The sequence below is a fragment of the Janthinobacterium leeuwenhoeki genome, assembly GCF_051380795.1.
Classification (GTDB): Bacteria; Pseudomonadota; Gammaproteobacteria; order Burkholderiales; family Burkholderiaceae_D; genus Janthinobacterium.
This window is the reverse complement of record NZ_JBNYXT010000044.1, coordinates 1-17,425: the sequence shown is the minus strand read 5'-3', so window position 1 is coordinate 17,425 and position 17,425 is coordinate 1. Positions and strand designations below refer to the sequence as shown.

Below are 17,425 nucleotides of genomic sequence, written 5' to 3'. Positions count from 1 at the left end.
GTGTTTCCCTACTGTGTGTAAACTTGGTATCTATCTGATGCTTTTTCGCTTGGCGCCGGTGTTGCAAAGTTGTCAGGCAGCGCCGCCTGTCTCTCCCCTATTGTTTCCCTGTTCTTCTTCAATCGCCGCGCAAACTGGCCAGGGCCGTCTCGAAGGCTGGCGTGCCCCGGCGCGCGTCGCCCACGATGCGGCCATCGCGCAGACTGACCAGCCGGTCTGCCAGCGCCGCTTCGCGCCGCAAGTGGGTGGCGATCAGCAAGCTGCGTCCGTCGCTGCGCGCGCGCAGGCGCTGCAGGACATCGCTTGCCGTCTGCGCATTCAGCGCTTCCGTCGCTTCGTCCAGCAGCCACAAGGTCGACTCGTGCAGGAACAGCCGCGCCAGCGCCAAGCGCCGCGCCTGGCCGCCCGACAAGCCCAGGCCGCCCTCGCCCAACATGGTGCCCAAGCCGCCCGCCAAGGCACACACCTCGTCATCCAGACCGGCCGCCTGCAGCGCCGCCCATAGCTGCGCATCGCTGGCGGACAGGTCGGCCAGGCGCAGGTTGTCGCGCAAGCTGTCCTGGAACAGTTCCGTCTTCTGCGTGAACAGGCAGGCGCGCGGCGCGCTCACCTTGCCCGACAGCGGCGCCAGTTCGCGCGCGGCAAGGGCCAGCAAGGTGGACTTGCCCGCGCCGCTGGGGCCGATCAAGGCCACGCGCTCGCCGTCCGCGATGTGCAGGGAAATGTCATGCAAAATGGCGACATGGCTGCCCGCATGCGCGGCGCTGACGTGTTCCAGGCGCAGACCCGGTGCGGTGTCGACGGGCGGCGGCGCTACCTCACTATCGAGGCGCGGCGCCAGGCGGCGCATGGCCAGCAGCATGCGCCCCGCCTCAAGCGCGCCGCGGCGCAGTCCCGCAAACGGTTCCACGGCCGTCAGGGCAAGCAGCAAGGCCAGCGCGGCCAGCGGCACGTTCAGCATTTGCTGCTGCACCAGCGCGGCCACGGCCAGCAGCACGCCGGCCAGGGTCACGCTGCCAGCCACGCCATACGCGGCGCCGGCCGCCGTCTCCAGGCGCTGCAGGGCGAAATCGGCTTGCGCCAGCGAGCTGTCGATCTGGCCCAGCGCGGCGCATTGGGCGTCGATGCGGCCCGCCATCACCAGGTCCGTCTGGCCCGCCACCAGGTCGATGGTGCCGGAACGCAGTTTTTCGATGGCGCGCGAGCGCACGATGGCGGGACGGCGGGCACGGTGCGCCACGACCCAGCTGATGCCGCCACCGGCGGTCAGCAGCCAAGCGGCCAGGCCCAGGCCCAGCTGCCACTGCATCACGCCCAGCACCACGCCGGCCAGCAAGGCCACGCACAGGGCCGTGAAAACAGGTACCAGCAGGCGCAAATACAGTGATTCGAGCGCGTCGATATCGGCCGTCAGGCGGAACAGCAGCTTGGCGGGCTGGCGCAGCAAGCGGCTGGCCGCTTCCGGACGCGACCAGCCGCGAAACAGTTGCACGCGGATGCTGGCCAGCGCAGCAAAAGTGGCGTCGTGCGTGACGAGGCGCTCCGCATAACGCGAACCCGTGCGGCCGATGGCCAGCAGGCGGATGCCGGCCGATGGACCGAACACGTCAAACAGGATCGCCGTCGAAGCGTGCAGGCCGGCAATCGAGGTGGCCGTGATGAACCAGCCGGACAAGCCCAGTAAGGCCATGCCGGCCAACGCCGTCAGGGCCGCCAGCAAGGCGCCTCCGATCAGCTTGCCGGGCTGGGCCAGCAACAATTGCCGCAGGACGGGATGCGATACGAGTGAAGTTTTCATGCCCGCGCCTCTTCCTTCTGCGCCTGCGCCTGGGCATCGACCTGCACCGTGCGCTGCAAGCGGCCAGCCAGCACGGGGTCATGCGTGGCGACAATCATCGTCTTGCCTTTCGCCAGTGCCAGCAAGGCGTCCGTCACGCGCGCCGCCGTTTCGCTGTCCAGGTGCGCCGTCGGTTCATCGACCAGCAGCAGGTCCGCGTGCGGATGCAGGGCCACGCGGGCCAGGGCCAGGCGCACGGCTTCGCCGCCGGACAAGCCTTGCCCGCCATCGCTGAGCATCACGGCCGGCTGCGCCTGCGCCACGCCAGCCAGGTCGGCCAGGTGCAGCGCCTGCGTCACTTGCGCGGCATGCGCGCCCACGCGGCCCAGGGTCACATTCTGGCTGACGGACGCGGCAAACACGTGGGGGCGCTGGCCCATCCAGGCCATGCGCTGGCGCAGGGTATTGACGGTGCTGTCGGTCAGGCGCACGCCACCGATGCGGATCTCGCCACCGCTGGCGGGCAGCAAGCCAGCCAGCAGGGACAGCAAGGTGGTCTTGCCGGCGCCGCTGGCACCCAGCAGGGCCACGTGTTCGCCGGCACGCACGCTCAAGTCAACACCATCGAACACGGGCGCTTCGCCAGGGTGGGCAAAGCGCAATTGCTGGAGTTCCACGGCGGGCGGCGGCGCCACCGCCATGGCGGCGGGAGAGACGGTAGCCGCAGCCACACCGGCGCCAGGCAAGGGCACGCCATCGGCGGCCAGGTCGTGCAGGCTGGCCAGGCCCGCTTCGCCGGCCGCCTTGTCGTGCCAGACGGCGGCCAGTTCGCGTAGCGGTTCGAAAAACGCGGGCGCCAGCAGCAGGATGAACAAGCCCTGCCCCAGGCTCAGTTCGCGGCCCCAGGTGCCGAAATTAATGCTGCCCAGCAAGGAGAAACCGATGAAGGCGGCTACCATGGCCACGCCCAGCGCGGAAAACAGCTCCAGCACGGCGGACGACAAAAAGGCGATGCGCAGCACCACCATCGTGCGCCGGCGCACGGATTGCGACGAGGCGTCCAGCCGTTCAGCCGTGGCGTCGACGGCATCGAGGGCGCGCAAGGTGGCCAGGCCGCGCAGGCGGTCCAATAGAAAGGCGTTCATGCTGCCCATTTCCACCATCTGCGCGCGACTGGCCGCTTGCGCGCCCATGCCCACCAGGGCCATGAAGACGGGAATCAGGGGCGCGGCGATGAGCAGGATCAGTGCGGCGATCCACGACAACGGCGTTACCACGGCGAGAATCACGAGCGGCACGAGCATGACTTTCCAGCGTGCCGGCTTGTAGCGCACCAGATACGGCACGATGGCTTCGGCCTGCTCGGCGATGACGCTGGCCGCCTGACCCGACTGGGCGCGCTGGCGGTCCAGCGGCGAACGGCGCGCCAGCGCCTGCGCCACCTGGGCGCGCAAGGTGGACAGGTGCGCGCGCGCAGCCGCATACATGCGCCGCGCGCCCCACGCTTCGCAGCTGGCGCGCAGCACGCCCAGCAGCAGCACGCCAGCGGCCGGCAACAAGGCCGCGCGCCAGGGCGCATCGCCCAGCATGGCTTGCACGGCCCAGGCCAGCAAGGCCGCTTGCGGCAGCCACAACAAGGCGGCACCACCCTGCGCCAGGCTGGCGGCACGGGGAAGAATAAAGCGGGGCAAGGACAAGGGCGTGGTCGGCATCTTCTATACTTCTTGAGTTTTCAGAATTTTCTGTAAATTCGATTTTTTGTATAATACTGCGAAACATGACATATATCAATTGACCCCACGAGTATGGCGTGAAAAAATTCAGATAATTATGAAAACTCAACATATCCAAATGACGCCGCTGATCCTGACCTTTGTCAGCCATTTCGGCGAGATGGGCAGCCGCTGGGGCTTTAACCGCACGGTGGGGCAAGTGTACGCCTTGTTGTTTGTCGCGGAGCATCCTTTACACGCGGATGAAATCGCGGAACACCTGAGTTTTTCGCGCTCGAACGTGAGCATCGGCTTGAAGGAGTTGCAGGGCTGGGGCTTGATACGCCAGTCGCGCATTCCCGGCGACCGGCGCGAGTATTTTTCCTCGCTGGGCGATGTGTGGCAAATCTTCCGCGTGGTGGCCGCCGAGCGCCGCCGCCGCGAAGTGGCGCCCACCCTGACGGTGCTGCGCGAATCGCTGCTGGCGCCAGCCACGGAACCGGTGGACCAGTATGCGCAGGAGCGCATGCGTGAAATGTATGAATTGGTCGACCTGGCCAACACCTGGTTCGACGACTTGCAACGCCTGTCGCCCGAATCGATGGCGCAACTGATGAAAATGGGCGCCAAGGTGCAAAAGCTACTCAACGCCAAGGATCGCCTGTTTGGCGTCAGCAACAACAGCGACTGAAGCCCCCCTCCCCCAAAGCCGAAACGCCACTAGCACAAACTGGCGCGCTTTGTCACGCCATTTCGGAACGTTATGTTGACTGTCACTAGCACAAGCATACATAGCTGTATGCGATGTTATCAACTAAACCAATAGAATTATTTAAATTGCATTAATTTCGATCAAGAGTACGCTTTCATTTGCGTACTCGCTACGCGCAGGAAATAGCTACAAACAGCTAAAAACGGGTAGTGGGATGACTCCCCCGGCATGCAGGGGCGCGTCCTGACGCTATGAAGCGACTGTCTCAAGCACAAGGGGATTTTCATGAAAAACGTAAAGAGCATTGCCATCAAGGCATCCATGCTGGCCGCAATGACTGTACTGGCAAGTGCGGCGCAGGCGGCCACCTGGGTGGATGTGGGTCCGGCCAGCGGTTTCATCATTGACAGCAGCGCCGTCACCTATTCGCCAGCTCCGGCACTGCAGGTGAAATACTATGACGGCAACCTGACGCCGCAAAGCCCATCCAATATCCAGGGCTATATCAATGGCGTGTTCGGCACCAGCCTGGGCGCTGCCGTCTCGTATTGCGACAACGCCACCTCGGGCTGCACTGCCGGCACCACGGCAGGCTTCAGCGGCGGCGTCAATTCGTATACGAGCGCGGCCGCCTATGACTATCTGGCCATCCACTTCGGCCAGGGCGAACTGGTCTTCCACTGGGCCGCTCCCTTGGCTGCAGGCACCACTTTCACGGTGTCGGGCCTGCCCAAGGAACTGAGCAACTACAGGGCTTTCATTTCCGCCGTGCCGGAACCTGAAACCTATGCGATGTTGCTCGCCGGCCTGGGCATGCTGGGCTTCCTGGCACGCCGCCGCCTGGGAAAGCAAGCATCCTAAGCATCATCAGCGACAGCGGCGCAGCAGCGCCCGCTGTCGCCTTGCATGCCAGCCGCATCTTTACGCCACGCTTGCGGAGCAAGACCGGCTTTTTACACCATTTTTAGATTTCCCTCGCTATGCTCGACGGCATCCACTGCTGATCGACGAGGGAAAACTCATGCATGAACAACCGTTTCAGCCACGCGCGCGCAGCGTGATCCGCCAGCATCTGCCCGTGCGGGAGCGGCTGCGCCTGGCCCGGCTGGCCAACAAGAAAATGGCATCAGTATTCACCGCGCTGCTGTGCGCGGTGCCGCTGCTGTATTTGCTGAGCCTGGTGCTGTTTGCGCAGCCTTGAGCAGGTGCGCGAAAAACGAATGAAGGGGAAGGATGAGGTATGTTGCGGCAGCTTGCCGCGGCATGATCGTGGCCAGTATGAAACTGGTCCGCCCAGAGGGAATCGAACCCCCATTCACGGTTTAGAAGACCGTTGTCCTATCCGTTGAACGATGGGCGGAGAGGTGCAGTATTTTAATCCATGCGCGCCAGCAATGAAATGCCAGTGCGGAATAGAAAACGGGCTGTCATTTCTGACAGCCCGCTTATGACTTTGGTCGGAGTACAAGGATTCGAACCTTGGACCCCCTGGTCCCAAACCAGGTGCGCTACCGGGCTGCGCCACACTCCGAAGACAAGATAATAACGCCCCCACCCAATTTCGTCAATTGCCATAGACGAATTAGATGGAAATAACTATCGGCGCTTACTTGAAGAGGCTTGCTGAAAACGTTCAGTGCAACGCCGCCCTGGGCATTTTCAGCTGCCGACCTTATCGGCGATGCGGCGCGCCATCGATTCGGCCAGGTCCTTGTCCTTGGCTTCCACCATCACGCGGATCAGCGGTTCGGTGCCCGATGCGCGGATCAGCACGCGGCCCGTGTCGCCCAACTCGGCCTCGACCAATTCTTTCTCGGCCACCATGGCGGCATTTTTCTGCCAGTCGAAACCAGGCGCCACGCGCAGATTGATCAGGGTTTGCGGGAACAGCACCAGTTCGGCCAGGCATTGCTGCAGGCTCTGGCCGCTGCGCTTGAGCGCGGACAATACTTGCAGCGCCGAGACGATGCCGTCACCCGTCGTGTGCTTGTCCAGGCACAGCAGATGGCCGGAACCTTCGCCGCCCAGTATCCAGCCTCTTTCCTTCATGACTTCCAGCACATAGCGGTCGCCCACCTTGGCGCGCGCAAAGCCGATGCCCTGCTGCTTGAACAGCACTTCCAGCGCCATATTGGTCATCAACGTTCCTACGGCGCCGGCCACGGGGCCCGTCGCCAGGCGGTCCTTGACCATGACGTACAACAACTCGTCGCCGTTATACAAGCGGCCCGTGGCGTCGCACATGATCAGGCGGTCGGCGTCGCCATCGAGGGCGATGCCCAGGTCCGCGCCGTACTCGACGACGGCTTCGGCCATCGCCTTGGTTGCCGTGGCGCCGAAGCCCGCATTGATGTTGAAACCATCGGGCTTGTTACCGATGGCGATGACTTCCGCGCCCAGCTCATGGAACACGTGCGGCGCGATGTGGTAGGCGGCGCCGTGCGCACAATCGACGACGATTTTCAGGCCACGCAGGTCCAGCTCGTTCGGGAAGGTGCCCTTGCAAAATTCGATGTAGCGGCCCTGGGCATCGTCCAGGCGCTTGGCGCGGCCCAGCTTGTCCGATGGCACGCAAGCCATGGGCTCGTCGAGCGCCGCTTCGATTTCCAGTTCCACGCTGTCGGGCAGCTTGGTGCCCTGGCCGGAAAAGAACTTGATGCCATTGTCGTGATACGGATTGTGCGAGGCGGAAATGACCACCCCGGCCGACAGGCGCAGCGCCCGCGTCAGGTAGGCGATCGCCGGTGTCGGCATGGGGCCGGCCAGCATCACGTCCACGCCAGCGGCCGACAGGCCCGCTTCCAGCGCCGCTTCCAGCATGTAGCCGGAAATGCGCGTGTCCTTGCCGATCAGCACCGTCGGACGTGTCTTGCCGCATTGCGACTTGGCCAGCACCTTGCCGGCAGCATAACCGAGGCGCATGACGAAATCGGGGGTGATCGGAGCCGTGCCCACCAGGCCGCGAATGCCATCGGTGCCAAAATATTTACGCGTCATAAATTTCTCTTTTTGTTGTTTATAATGAATCTTACAGGTTCAGTGCGCCATGCGCCAGACCTTCAGGGCATCGACGGTCTCAGCGACATCATGCACACGGATAATTTCCGCGCCTTGCGCTACCGCAGCGAGCGCACCGGCAACGCTGCCGGCCAGGCGCTGCTCGACGGGACGTCCCGTCACGGCGCCGATCATCGATTTGCGCGACAGGCCGGCCAGCACGGGCAGGTCCAACTCGCTGCGCAACTGGCGCGTGGCGCGCAGCAAGGCATAGTTCTGCTCCACCGTCTTGCCAAAACCAAAGCCGGGATCGACGCACAGGCGTTCGCGGGCGATGCCGGCCGCCGTCATGGCGTCGATGCGCTGGCGCAGGAAGTCGATGACTTCGCGCACCACGTCCGCGTATTGCGGCTGGTCCTGCATGATTTGCGGCACGTTTTGCATGTGCATGATGCACAGCGCGCAATCGCTGCCCTGCACGGCGTCGATGGCGCCCGGCGCGCGGAAACCGTTGATGTCGTTGATCATGTCGGCACCCGCCAGGATGGCTTCGCGCATCACTTCGGGTTTATATGTGTCGACGGAGAGGGGCTTGCCGCAGTCACGCAAGGCGTACAGCACCGGCATGACGCGCTGCAACTCGTCCTGCAGCGGCAGCGGCGGCGCGCCGGGGCGGCTCGATTCGCCGCCGATGTCGATGATGTCAACGCCATCAACAATCATCTGCTCGGCGCGCGAAATGGCAAATTCCAGGTGTTGATACTGGCCCGCATCGGAAAACGAGTCGGGAGTGATGTTCAGGATACCCATCACCAGCGCCTGCGTGCCCTGCAGGTTAAAGCCGAAACGGCCGAATTGCAAATAGTGTCGCATGTGAATCTTTGTAGTCATCAGGAAAAAACTGGCGCGGCAACGAAAAAGGGCAAGGATTGCTCCTTACCCTTTTGATTACGCGCCGCCGGTCAGGGCGGCCGTTATCAGGCTGGTGCCGTCACGTTTGGCGAGATGCCGCCCGTGCCGCTATCACCGCCCGCATTGCGGCGTGGCGGGATGACTTTCGGCGGACGCGGCTCCAGGCCGGCCATGATGTCATTGATTTGCTCTGCATCAATGGTTTCCCATTCCAGCAAGGCTTTGGTCATCATTTCGACTTTGTCGCGGTTGCTTTCCAGCAAGGTGCGCGCCAAAGCATATTGCTTGTCGAGAATGTTGCGGATTTCAGCATCGACCTTTTGCTGGGTCGCTTCCGAGATCGTCTTGGTGGCGCCACCGAAGAAACCTTCGTTTTCGCTGTCTTCGTAGACCATCACGCCCATGCTGTCGGACATGCCGAAGCGGGTCACCATGGAACGGGCCAGCTTGGTAGCACGCGAGAAGTCATTCGATGCGCCGGTGGACATTTGTCCCACGAAAATCTCTTCGGCGATACGGCCACCGAACAGGATGGAAATTTCTTCCAGCATCTTGTCCTTGTAGGCGGACAAGTTATCGTGTTCCGGCAACTGCCAGGTCAGGCCCAGGGCCCAGCCGCGCGGCATGATCGTCACTTTATGTACGGGATCGGCCTTCGGCAGCAACTTGGCGACGACGGCGTGACCGGACTCATGGTAAGCCGTATTGCGACGCTCTTCCTCGCGGATGATCATCGATTTACGCTCAGGACCCATGTAGATCTTGTCTTTCGCATCTTCGAAGTCGGCCATTTCCACCAGGCGCTTGCTGCGGCGTGCGGCAAACAGGGCTGCCTCGTTGACCAGGTTGGCCAGGTCGGCGCCCGAGAAACCAGGGGTGCCACGTGCCAGGATATCGGCTTTCACGTCGGTACTGATAGGTACTTTACGCATGTGCACGTTCAAGATCTGCTCGCGGCCACGGATATCGGGCAAGCCGACGGAAACCTGGCGGTCGAAACGGCCCGGACGCAGCAAGGCTTTGTCGAGCACGTCGGCGCGGTTGGTGGCGGCCACGACGATCACGCCGGAGTTCGCTTCAAAACCGTCCATCTCGACCAGCAACTGGTTCAAGGTCTGTTCACGTTCATCATTGCCGCCGCCCATGCCGGCGCCACGGTGACGACCGACAGCGTCGATCTCATCGATAAAGATGATGCAAGGCGAATGCTTTTTCGCGTTTTCGAACATGTCGCGGACACGGCTGGCACCCACGCCGACAAACATTTCCACGAAGTCGGAACCGGAGATCGAGAAGAACGGCACCTTGGCTTCGCCGGCGATGGCGCGCGCCAGCAGGGTTTTACCCGTGCCCGGAGGACCGACCATCAGCACACCGCGGGGAATGCGGCCGCCCAGTTTCTGAAATTTGCTCGGGTCCTTGAGGAAGTCGACCACTTCGTTGACTTCTTCTTTCGCTTCGTCGCAACCGGCGACATCGGCGAAGGTGACGGTGTTGCTGGCTTCATCCATCATGCGCGCCTTCGACTTGCCGAACGAGAATGCCCCGCCCTTGCCGCCGCCTTGCATCTGACGCATGAAGAACACCCAGACGCCGATCAACAGCAGCATGGGGAACCAGGATACAAAAATAGTTTGCAGGAACGACGCTTCCTCAGGCGGACGCACATCGAAATGCACGCCATTGTCGCGCAGGTCACCGATCAGGCCCTTGTCGAGGCTGGTTGCGGTGGTACGCACCTTGGTGTCGTCCATCAGCTTGGCGGTGATCGACGAACCTTCGATCACGACATCCTTGACGCGCTTGGCTTTGACTTCATCCAGCAAATCGGAATAAGCGATGGCCTTGCTGCCGCCTGTGGCGCCATGACTGTCGAATTGCTTGAACAGCATGAACAACAGCAGCAATACGACTACCCAGATGGCAGATTTGGAAAACATGTTATTCACGAAGACTCCTTGGATGCAGTGCGCATCTCTTTACCTATAGCTAGAAACACGATTTTACTCGCAATAAGCGGGCCGTGCCAAAGCCCGCCGATCCGTGCGCGCGAAAAAATCGCGTTCACGCAAAAAAATGCAGTATAAACAATTTAGGCTTTTCTGCCATCAGACGCTACTGCACTTCTCGTTCCCATGTGCGGATTCCCGCTTAAATATCAAGGGCGGAATCATCTTCTTCCACGGCATTTTTCAGCGGATTCTTGATTCCACGGCCCATCAGGAAGATTTCCGACGATTTATCGCGGCTGGCCTTGGGCTTTTTCTGTACCACGACCTTGAATTCAGCGCGGAATTTCTCCACGATCTGGCTGAAACCCATGTCTTTAAAGCATTTCACCAGCAGCACGCCAGACGGCTTCAGGTGCAATTGCGAGAATTCGATGGCCAGGTCGATCAAATGCTCCATGCGCGCAGCGTCCGCCGTGGCGATGCCCGACAGGTTGGGTGCCATGTCCGACAGGACCACGTCGACCTTGCGGCCCTGCAACACCACCTCCAGCTGGCGCAGCACGCGCGCTTCGCGGAAGTCGCCCTGGATGAAGTGGAAGTCGGCGATTGGCTCCATTTCCAGCATGTCCAGGCCAATCAGGGTACCATTGACCCCGCCGCCGTCCTTGCCGGCCAGCTTGCGCCGCGTGTACTGGGCCCAGCTGCCTGGAGTGCAACCAAGGTCGACAATCACCTGGCCAGGTTTGATCAGTTTTTCGTCTTCATCGATTTCTTTGAGCTTGTATGCTGCCCGGGCGCGGTAGCCCTCTTTTTGCGCCAACTTCACATAAGGATCATTTATGTGGTCGTGCAACCAGTTTTTGTTTAATTTCTTCTTTGCCATTCGCGTAGAATACTGCTTTTAAGGGAATTACTAAATATTATTATGCTAAAACTTACACCCGTAGAGCGCAGCGCACTGCGCGCCGAAGCACACGCGCTGAAGCCTATCGTCATCATTGGCGAAGCGGGCTTGACACCTGCTGTCCTCAAAGAGATCGACCTTGGCCTGGATTCGCACGGTCTGATTAAAGTCCGCGTGTTCGGCGACGACCGCGAAGCCCGCGTCGGAATGTACGATACGATTTGCGGCAATCTCGGCGCCGCCCCGGTACAACATATTGGCAAACTGCTGGTAATCTACCGTCCGAAAAAAGAAGTGGTTAAGGAGAAGGTCAGCGCCGGCAAAGGCATGCGCGAAGTGACCATCGTCAAGGCCAGCGCCAGCGGCACCAAGCGCCCCAGCGTGACGAAAGTCATGATCAAGGGCAATGAGCGCGTTACTGAAGGCGGTTCCATCAAGCGTGCCAAGCCACGTCAGAAAAGCGCCAAGAAAAGCGCACTGGGCAGCAAGTAAGCCTGTTCACCCGGCAACCGCAAGGCTGCCGGGCTTGAAACAAGAAGCGGAGCACGGGATATTCCCTGCTCCGCTTTTTTTATCACAGCTACCCCAAAAGCAAAGGCTGGGGTCAGACCCTCAGGGTCTGACCCCGGATTTTTTTGCCCCTGGGGTTAAAACAATTACTGCTGTTTCCAGATCAATACACCCGCCAGCAAGCTCTGCACGGCAAAGATCACGGTCGAGACGCCATGCAGCATGCCGAAGCGGCTGCGCATGGCCTCGTCCATGATGCCAGATGAACCCTGGGCTTGCGCCTTGAGTTCGGCCATCAGCGGTGAAATGCCGAAATGGCTGAGCAGCGCGCACACCAGCATCGATAGCACCAGCGCTGCCAGCAAGCGGCGGCGCTTGAGCTCCAGCGCGCCGGGGCTCCACTGCAGCAAGGCCAGCAGTATCAAGGCACAGGCGATGGACAGCCATGCCTCGGCGCGGAACATGCTGCCGGCGATATTGCCTGCCAGCACGCGGTCGCTCAGGGTGCCAAACAAGGTCGGCGCCACGATGAAACCGATGGTCCACAGGCTGCCGGCCCACAGGGTGGCAACGAGGATGCGCACGCGGCTCAGCATCAGATGTACAGTACTTCCAGGATTTCGTATTCGCGCGGGCCGGACGGCGCCTGCACTTCCACCACGTCGCCGGCGTACTTGCCGATCAGCGCGCGGGCGATCGGGGACGTCACGGAAACCTTGTTCATTTTCAAGTCGGCTTCATCGAGGCCGACGATCTGGTAGGTGACTTTCTGGCCCGATTCCAGGTCTTCCAGGTTCACGGTCGAGGCAAACACCACGCGGCCTTCCGCGTCGAGCGCGGTCGGGTCGATGATTTGCGCTGCACCCAGCTTGCCTTCGAGTTCGGCGATGCGGCCTTCGACGAAGGCCTGGCGTTCCTTGGCGGCATCGTACTCGGCGTTTTCCGACAAATCTCCGTGCGAACGCGCTTCGGCGATCGCATCGATGACGATGCGGCGTTCCTTGGTCTTCAAATGATGCAGCTCTTCTTTCAAGAGTTCTGCGCCGTATTTGGTCAATGGGACTGAGGTCATGTTATCTCTACTATCTGCTAGTTATCGGCGCCGTCGCCCGTGTTTTGTCACGTTTAACGGACTTACCAAGTGAAAACCACAGAGGCCGCGCGCTGCTCTGCACGGAACTCTGTGGTTGATAAGCATGCAGTGTACCGCCTAACGGCGGCCACTGCAAACGCACTTAGTTCAAGGTCTTGTGCAGACCTTGCAAATCGTACACACGCAACTCATCCAGATGGCGAATGCCTTCGACAGCCGCTTCCGCGCCCGCGATGGTGGTGTAGGTCGTCACGCGCGAGGCCAGAGCCGAAGTGCGGATGGCCCGCGAATCGACGATGGCGCTGCGCTTTTCTTCCACGGTGTTGATCACCAGCACGATTTCATGGTTCTTGATCATGTCGACCACGTGCGGACGGCCTTCGATCACCTTGTTCACTGGCGTGACGGCGATGCCGGCAGCAGCGATCACGGCGGCGGTGCCCTTGGTGGCGACCACGGTGAAACCGGACTCGACCAGGTCACGCGCCACTTGCACGGCGCGCGGCTTGTCCGACGCTTTCACGCTGATGAAGACCTTGCCCGATTTTGGCAGGTTCACGCCGGCGCCCAGTTGCGATTTCACAAACGCTTCGCCGAAGGTCAGGCCCACGCCCATGACTTCGCCCGTCGATTTCATTTCAGGGCCCAGGATAGTGTCCACGCCAGGGAACTTGACGAACGGGAACACGGCTTCCTTGACGCTGAAGTATGGCGGCACGACTTCCTGCGTGATGCCTTGCGAGGCCAGCGACTGGCCGACCATGCAGCGCGCGGCGATCTTCGCCAGCTGCAAACCGGTGGCTTTCGAAACGAAAGGCACGGTACGCGAAGCGCGTGGATTGACTTCCAGCACGAAGACGACGTCTTTCATTTCGCCATCGATCTCTTGCTTCTGGATGGCGAACTGCACGTTCATCAGGCCGACCACATTCAAACCCTTGGCCATCAGCGCCGTCTGGCGTTTCAGTTCTTCAATAGTTTCCGGTGCCAGCGAATACGGTGGCAGCGAGCAAGCCGAGTCGCCCGAGTGCACGCCAGCCTGTTCGATGTGTTCCATCACGCCGCCGATGAACGTCGTTTCGCCGTCGGAGATGCAATCGACGTCACACTCGATGGCGTCGTTCAGGAAGCGGTCCAGCAACACGGGCGAATCGTGCGAGACCTTGACGGCTTCGCGCATGTAGCGCTCGAGGTCGCGTTGCTCGTGGACGATTTCCATGGCGCGCCCGCCCAGCACGTACGAAGGACGCACGACCAGCGGGTAACCGATTTCCTGCGCCAGCGCCAGGGCGTCGGCTTCCGTGCGCGCGGTGCGGTTAGGCGGCTGGCGCAGTTCCAGCTTGTGCAGCATTTGCTGGAAACGCTCGCGGTCTTCGGCCGCATCGATCATGTCCGGCGAGGTGCCGATGATCGGTACGCCATTCGCTTCCAGGTCCAGCGCCAGTTTCAATGGCGTCTGGCCGCCGTACTGCACGATCACGCCGACCGGTTTTTCGATGGCGACGATTTCCAGCACGTCTTCCAGGGTCAAGGACTCAAAGTACAGGCGGTCCGAGGTATCGTAGTCAGTCGAAACCGTTTCTGGGTTGCAATTGACCATGATGGTTTCGTAGCCGTCTTCGCGCATGGCGAGGGCCGCGTGGACGCAGCAATAATCAAACTCGATACCCTGGCCGATACGGTTCGGGCCACCGCCCAAGACCATGATCTTTTTCTTGTCGGTCGGATTCGATTCGCACTCTTCGTCGTACGTGGAATACATGTACGCCGTGTCGGTCGAGAACTCGGCCGCGCAGGTGTCGACGCGCTTGTAGACGGGACGGATGTTGAGCGCATGACGCTGCTGGCGCACGGCCGTGTCGGTCGTTTGCAGCAGGAAACCCAGGCGGCGGTCCGAGAAGCCCTTCTGTTTCAACTTGTACAGGGTATTCTTGTCCAGGTTTTCCAGCTTCTGCGTGTCCAGCCACAGTTCCAGGTCGACGATTTCCTTGATTTGGATCAGGAACCATGGGTCGATCTTGGTCAGGTTGTGCACTTCTTCCAAGGTGAAGCCCTGGGCAAACGCATCGCCCACGTACCAGATACGCTCAGGACCAGGCTCGCCCAGTTCTTCTTCGATCTTTTCGCGGTCCTTGGTCTTTTCATTCATGCCGTCCACGCCCACTTCCAGGCCGCGCAAGGCTTTCTGGAACGATTCCTGGAACGTACGGCCAATGGCCATCACTTCGCCGACGGATTTCATCTGCGTCGTCAGGTGGTGATCGGCGGTCGGGAATTTCTCGAACGTGAAACGGGGGATCTTCGTGACGACGTAATCGATCGACGGTTCGAACGAGGCCGGCGTGGCGCCGCCCGTGATTTCATTGCGCAGCTCGTCCAGGGTGAAACCGACGGCCAGTTTGGCGGCGATTTTTGCAATCGGGAAACCCGTCGCTTTCGATGCCAGGGCCGACGAACGCGATACGCGCGGGTTCATCTCGATGACGATCATGCGGCCATCGACAGGGTTGATCGAGAATTGCACGTTCGAGCCACCGGTGTCGACGCCGATCTCGCGCAGCACTGCCAGCGAGGCATTGCGCATGATCTGGTATTCCTTGTCCGTCAGGGTTTGCGCAGGCGCCACCGTGATGGAGTCGCCCGTGTGCACGCCCATAGGATCCAGATTTTCGATCGAGCAAATGATGATGCAGTTGTCCGCCTTGTCGCGCACCACTTCCATCTCGTACTCTTTCCAGCCCAGCAACGACTCTTCGATCAGCAACTCTTTCGTCGGCGACGCTTCCAGGCCGCGTTTGCAGATGGTTTCGAATTCTTCTTCGTTGTAGGCGATGCCGCCGCCGGAACCGCCCATGGTGAACGATGGACGGATGATGGTCGGGAAGCCCAAGGTGCGCTGCACGGCCCACGATTCTTCCATCGAGTGCGCCACGCCGGAACGGGCCGAACCGAGACCGATCTTGGTCATCGCGTCCTTGAACTTGGAACGGTCTTCCGCCTTGTCGATGGCTTCCGGCGACGCGCCGATCAGCTCGACGTTGTATTTCGCCAGCACGCCATTGTTGAACAGATCCAGCGCGCAGTTCAGCGCCGTCTGGCCGCCCATCGTCGGCAGGATGGCGTCAGGACGCTCCTTGGCGATGATGCGTTCAACGACCGACCAGGTGATCGGTTCGATATAGGTCACGTCGGCCATTTCCGGATCCGTCATGATGGTCGCAGGATTGCTGTTGACCAGGATGACTTTGTAACCCTCTTCGCGCAGGGCCTTGCACGCTTGCGCGCCGGAATAATCGAATTCGCAGGCCTGGCCGATCACGATCGGGCCAGCGCCAATAATCAGAATACTTTTGATATCTAAACGTTTAGGCATTTTTCTTTTTCTCCTCCGCAGCCATCAAGTTGATGAAGCGGTCAAACAGGTAAGCAACATCCATCGGGCCCGGCGACGCTTCAGGGTGGCCCTGGAAGCAGAAGGCCGGCTTGTCCGTGCGGGCAAAGCCCTGCAGGGAGCCGTCGAACAGCGATTCATGGGTCACGCGGCAGTTCGCGGGCAAGGTTGCCGCGTCGACTGCGAAACCGTGGTTTTGCGAGGTAATCAAGACTTGTTTCGTTTCCAGGTCTTGCACCGGGTGGTTGGCGCCGTGGTGGCCGAATTTCATCTTCAGCGTTTTTGCGCCGGAAGCCAAAGCCATGACCTGGTGGCCGAGGCAGATGCCGAAGGTCGGGATGCCCTTCTCGATCAGCTCCTTGGTCGCCGCGATGGCGTAGTCGCATGGCTCCGGATCGCCGGGGCCGTTCGACAGGAAGATGCCGTCCGGGTTCAGCGCCAGGGCGTCGGCCGCGGTGGCTTGCGCCGGCAGCACGGTGACTTTGCAGCCGCGCGCCGTCAACATGCGCAAGATGTTGCGCTTGACGCCGTAGTCGAAGGCGACCACGTGGTATTTCGCGTCGGCGTCAGCCAGTTGGCCATAGCCTTCGCCCAAGGTCCATTCCGTTTCGCGGTATTCGTAGGCGGCCTTGCTTGATACCACCTTGGCCAGGTCCATGCCGGCCAGACCAGGGAAGGAGCGGGCCAGTTCCAGCGCTTGCGCGGCGGATGGCTCGTTGCCTTGCGTGCCGACGAGGATGGCGCCGCCCTGCGCACCTTTTTCACGCAGGATGCGCGTGAGCTTGCGTGTATCGATGCCGGCGATGGCGACGATATTTTCAGCTTTCAGGTAATCGGACAGGGAGAGGGTGGAACGGAAATTGGATGCCAGCAATGGCAAATCGCGGATGATGAGGCCAGCGGCGTGTACCTTGGAAGATTCGACGTCTTCCGGATTGACGCCCGTATTGCCGATATGCGGATAGGTCAGGGTGACCATCTGGCGGCAATAGCTTGGGTCGGTAAGGATTTCCTGATACCCGGTCATGGAGGTGTTGAAAACAACCTCGCCCGTGGTATGACCGGCGGCACCGATCGAAAAACCTTTAAAGATCGTTCCATCAGCAAGCGCTAATATGGCTGGAACGGCAGGGCCAGAAAAAAATGGCGGCAAGGGCAACTCCTGATAAAGTTACCGTAGCTGCGCCACGTCAGACCGACCGCCTAGTTACCCGAGCCAGATGCACTCAGGGTGTTTCAACGGTCATTTTGAATGAGGGGATGGGTAGTCGCTACGGTATATGTGTGATTGGCTAAACCTTTGAATTATAACCAAAAGGAAGCTTTTCCACAAGGAAGAAAATGTGGATGTTAGCCCAAAGTAGTAATGTCCCCTTCGTGCAAAGTAGTAATGTCCCCTTTTGGGATAAACGGGCACGAAATCATGGTGACGCAGATGAGCGACAAGGAAGTGCTGAGATCCCAG

Annotated in this window: 14 protein-coding genes and 2 tRNA genes; 4 read left to right on the top strand and 12 right to left on the bottom strand. The window is 60.7% G+C overall.

Annotated features, from left to right (window positions below; all coding sequences use genetic code 11):
• Positions 1–118: 118 nt before the first annotated feature.
• Together ACQ4WS_RS23155 and cydD are read right to left on the bottom strand one after the other, a co-directional pair.
• The gene (locus ACQ4WS_RS23155; protein ID WP_436479356.1) at positions 119–1,798 is read right to left on the bottom strand and encodes an amino acid ABC transporter ATP-binding/permease protein; all 1,680 of its coding nucleotides are present in this window, start codon (positions 1,796–1,798) and stop codon (positions 119–121) included.
• Positions 1,795–3,489, bottom strand: a complete 1,695-nt coding sequence (gene cydD, locus ACQ4WS_RS23150) for a thiol reductant ABC exporter subunit CydD (RefSeq protein WP_436479355.1) — start codon at positions 3,487–3,489, stop codon at positions 1,795–1,797. Before cydD ends, ACQ4WS_RS23155 begins: the two co-directional genes overlap by 4 nt.
• A gap of 139 nt (positions 3,490–3,628) precedes the next feature.
• Here cydD and ACQ4WS_RS23145 point away from each other — a divergent pair, with 139 nt between their 5' ends.
• The 3 genes from ACQ4WS_RS23145 (at position 3,629) to ACQ4WS_RS23135 (ending at position 5,402) form a co-directional block, all read left to right on the top strand.
• Positions 3,629–4,180, top strand: coding sequence for a GbsR/MarR family transcriptional regulator (locus tag ACQ4WS_RS23145; protein WP_170909696.1), 552 nt, complete (start codon positions 3,629–3,631; stop codon positions 4,178–4,180).
• Between the two features lie 306 nt (positions 4,181–4,486).
• Positions 4,487–5,062: a PEP-CTERM sorting domain-containing protein gene (locus ACQ4WS_RS23140; RefSeq protein WP_436479354.1), complete on the top strand. Its 576-nt coding sequence runs from the start codon at positions 4,487–4,489 to the stop codon at positions 5,060–5,062.
• Positions 5,063–5,222: 160 nt separating this feature from the next.
• Entirely contained in the window at positions 5,223–5,402 is a 180-nt protein-coding gene (locus ACQ4WS_RS23135) for a hypothetical protein (protein ID WP_436479353.1), read from the top strand.
• 84 nt (positions 5,403–5,486) lie between these two features.
• On the opposite strand, the gene ACQ4WS_RS23130 is transcribed toward ACQ4WS_RS23135, so the two are convergent.
• From ACQ4WS_RS23130 to ACQ4WS_RS23105, 6 genes are all read right to left on the bottom strand, one after another.
• Positions 5,487–5,561: transfer RNA gene (locus ACQ4WS_RS23130), tRNA-Arg, on the bottom strand.
• A gap of 94 nt (positions 5,562–5,655) precedes the next feature.
• A tRNA-Pro gene (locus ACQ4WS_RS23125) sits at positions 5,656–5,732 on the bottom strand.
• Between the two features lie 128 nt (positions 5,733–5,860).
• Complete coding sequence (gene glmM, locus ACQ4WS_RS23120) at positions 5,861–7,198, bottom strand: phosphoglucosamine mutase (protein ID WP_436479352.1); 1,338 nt, start codon at positions 7,196–7,198, stop codon at positions 5,861–5,863.
• A 39-nt stretch (positions 7,199–7,237) separates the two neighbouring features.
• Positions 7,238–8,071 carry a dihydropteroate synthase gene (gene folP / locus ACQ4WS_RS23115; protein ID WP_436479351.1) on the bottom strand — a complete coding sequence of 278 codons (834 nt, stop codon included), beginning with the start codon at positions 8,069–8,071 and terminating at the stop codon, positions 7,238–7,240.
• 104 nt (positions 8,072–8,175) lie between these two features.
• The gene (gene ftsH, locus ACQ4WS_RS23110) at positions 8,176–10,059 is read right to left on the bottom strand and encodes an ATP-dependent zinc metalloprotease FtsH (protein ID WP_071077941.1); all 1,884 of its coding nucleotides are present in this window, start codon (positions 10,057–10,059) and stop codon (positions 8,176–8,178) included.
• Between the two features lie 202 nt (positions 10,060–10,261).
• Positions 10,262–10,945: an RlmE family RNA methyltransferase gene (locus ACQ4WS_RS23105; RefSeq protein ID WP_436479350.1), complete on the bottom strand. Its 684-nt coding sequence runs from the start codon at positions 10,943–10,945 to the stop codon at positions 10,262–10,264.
• Between the two features lie 42 nt (positions 10,946–10,987).
• On the opposite strand from ACQ4WS_RS23105, the gene ACQ4WS_RS23100 reads away from it, so the two are divergent.
• Positions 10,988–11,458 carry a YhbY family RNA-binding protein gene (locus tag ACQ4WS_RS23100; RefSeq protein ID WP_010397237.1) on the top strand — a complete coding sequence of 157 codons (471 nt, stop codon included), beginning with the start codon at positions 10,988–10,990 and terminating at the stop codon, positions 11,456–11,458.
• A 164-nt stretch (positions 11,459–11,622) separates the two neighbouring features.
• Here ACQ4WS_RS23100 and ACQ4WS_RS23095 read toward each other — a convergent pair whose 3' ends face one another.
• From ACQ4WS_RS23095 to carA, 4 genes are all read right to left on the bottom strand, one after another.
• Positions 11,623–12,072 carry a DUF4149 domain-containing protein gene (locus tag ACQ4WS_RS23095; protein ID WP_436479349.1) on the bottom strand — a complete coding sequence of 150 codons (450 nt, stop codon included), beginning with the start codon at positions 12,070–12,072 and terminating at the stop codon, positions 11,623–11,625.
• Complete coding sequence (greA, locus tag ACQ4WS_RS23090; RefSeq protein WP_034757428.1) at positions 12,072–12,548, bottom strand: transcription elongation factor GreA; 477 nt, start codon at positions 12,546–12,548, stop codon at positions 12,072–12,074. The genes ACQ4WS_RS23095 and greA overlap by 1 nt, the downstream gene beginning before the upstream one ends.
• A gap of 163 nt (positions 12,549–12,711) precedes the next feature.
• Positions 12,712–15,942, bottom strand: a complete 3,231-nt coding sequence (gene carB / locus ACQ4WS_RS23085; protein ID WP_077402818.1) for a carbamoyl-phosphate synthase large subunit — start codon at positions 15,940–15,942, stop codon at positions 12,712–12,714.
• Positions 15,935–17,113, bottom strand: coding sequence for a glutamine-hydrolyzing carbamoyl-phosphate synthase small subunit (gene carA / locus ACQ4WS_RS23080; RefSeq protein ID WP_436479348.1), 1,179 nt, complete (start codon positions 17,111–17,113; stop codon positions 15,935–15,937). Before carA ends, carB begins: the two co-directional genes overlap by 8 nt.
• Positions 17,114–17,425 lie beyond the last annotated feature (312 nt).

Excerpts from the sequence above, each read along its gene's own strand:
- ACQ4WS_RS23155 (WP_436479356.1), bottom strand. The coding sequence starts at position 1,798 with ATGAAAACTTCACTCGTATCGCATCCCGTCCTGCGGCAATTGTTGCTG.
- cydD (WP_436479355.1), bottom strand. The coding sequence starts at position 3,489 with ATGCCGACCACGCCCTTGTCCTTGCCCCGCTTTATTCTTCCCCGTGCC.
- ACQ4WS_RS23145 (WP_170909696.1), top strand. The coding sequence starts at position 3,629 with ATGACGCCGCTGATCCTGACCTTTGTCAGCCATTTCGGCGAGATGGGC.
- ACQ4WS_RS23140 (WP_436479354.1), top strand. The coding sequence starts at position 4,487 with ATGAAAAACGTAAAGAGCATTGCCATCAAGGCATCCATGCTGGCCGCA.
- ACQ4WS_RS23135 (WP_436479353.1), top strand. The coding sequence starts at position 5,223 with ATGCATGAACAACCGTTTCAGCCACGCGCGCGCAGCGTGATCCGCCAG.
- glmM (WP_436479352.1), bottom strand. The coding sequence starts at position 7,198 with ATGACGCGTAAATATTTTGGCACCGATGGCATTCGCGGCCTGGTGGGC.
- folP (WP_436479351.1), bottom strand. The coding sequence starts at position 8,071 with ATGCGACACTATTTGCAATTCGGCCGTTTCGGCTTTAACCTGCAGGGC.
- ACQ4WS_RS23105 (WP_436479350.1), bottom strand. The coding sequence starts at position 10,945 with ATGGCAAAGAAGAAATTAAACAAAAACTGGTTGCACGACCACATAAAT.
- ACQ4WS_RS23100 (WP_010397237.1), top strand. The coding sequence starts at position 10,988 with ATGCTAAAACTTACACCCGTAGAGCGCAGCGCACTGCGCGCCGAAGCA.
- ACQ4WS_RS23095 (WP_436479349.1), bottom strand. The coding sequence starts at position 12,072 with ATGCTGAGCCGCGTGCGCATCCTCGTTGCCACCCTGTGGGCCGGCAGC.
- greA (WP_034757428.1), bottom strand. The coding sequence starts at position 12,548 with ATGACCTCAGTCCCATTGACCAAATACGGCGCAGAACTCTTGAAAGAA.
- carB (WP_077402818.1), bottom strand. The coding sequence starts at position 15,942 with ATGCCTAAACGTTTAGATATCAAAAGTATTCTGATTATTGGCGCTGGC.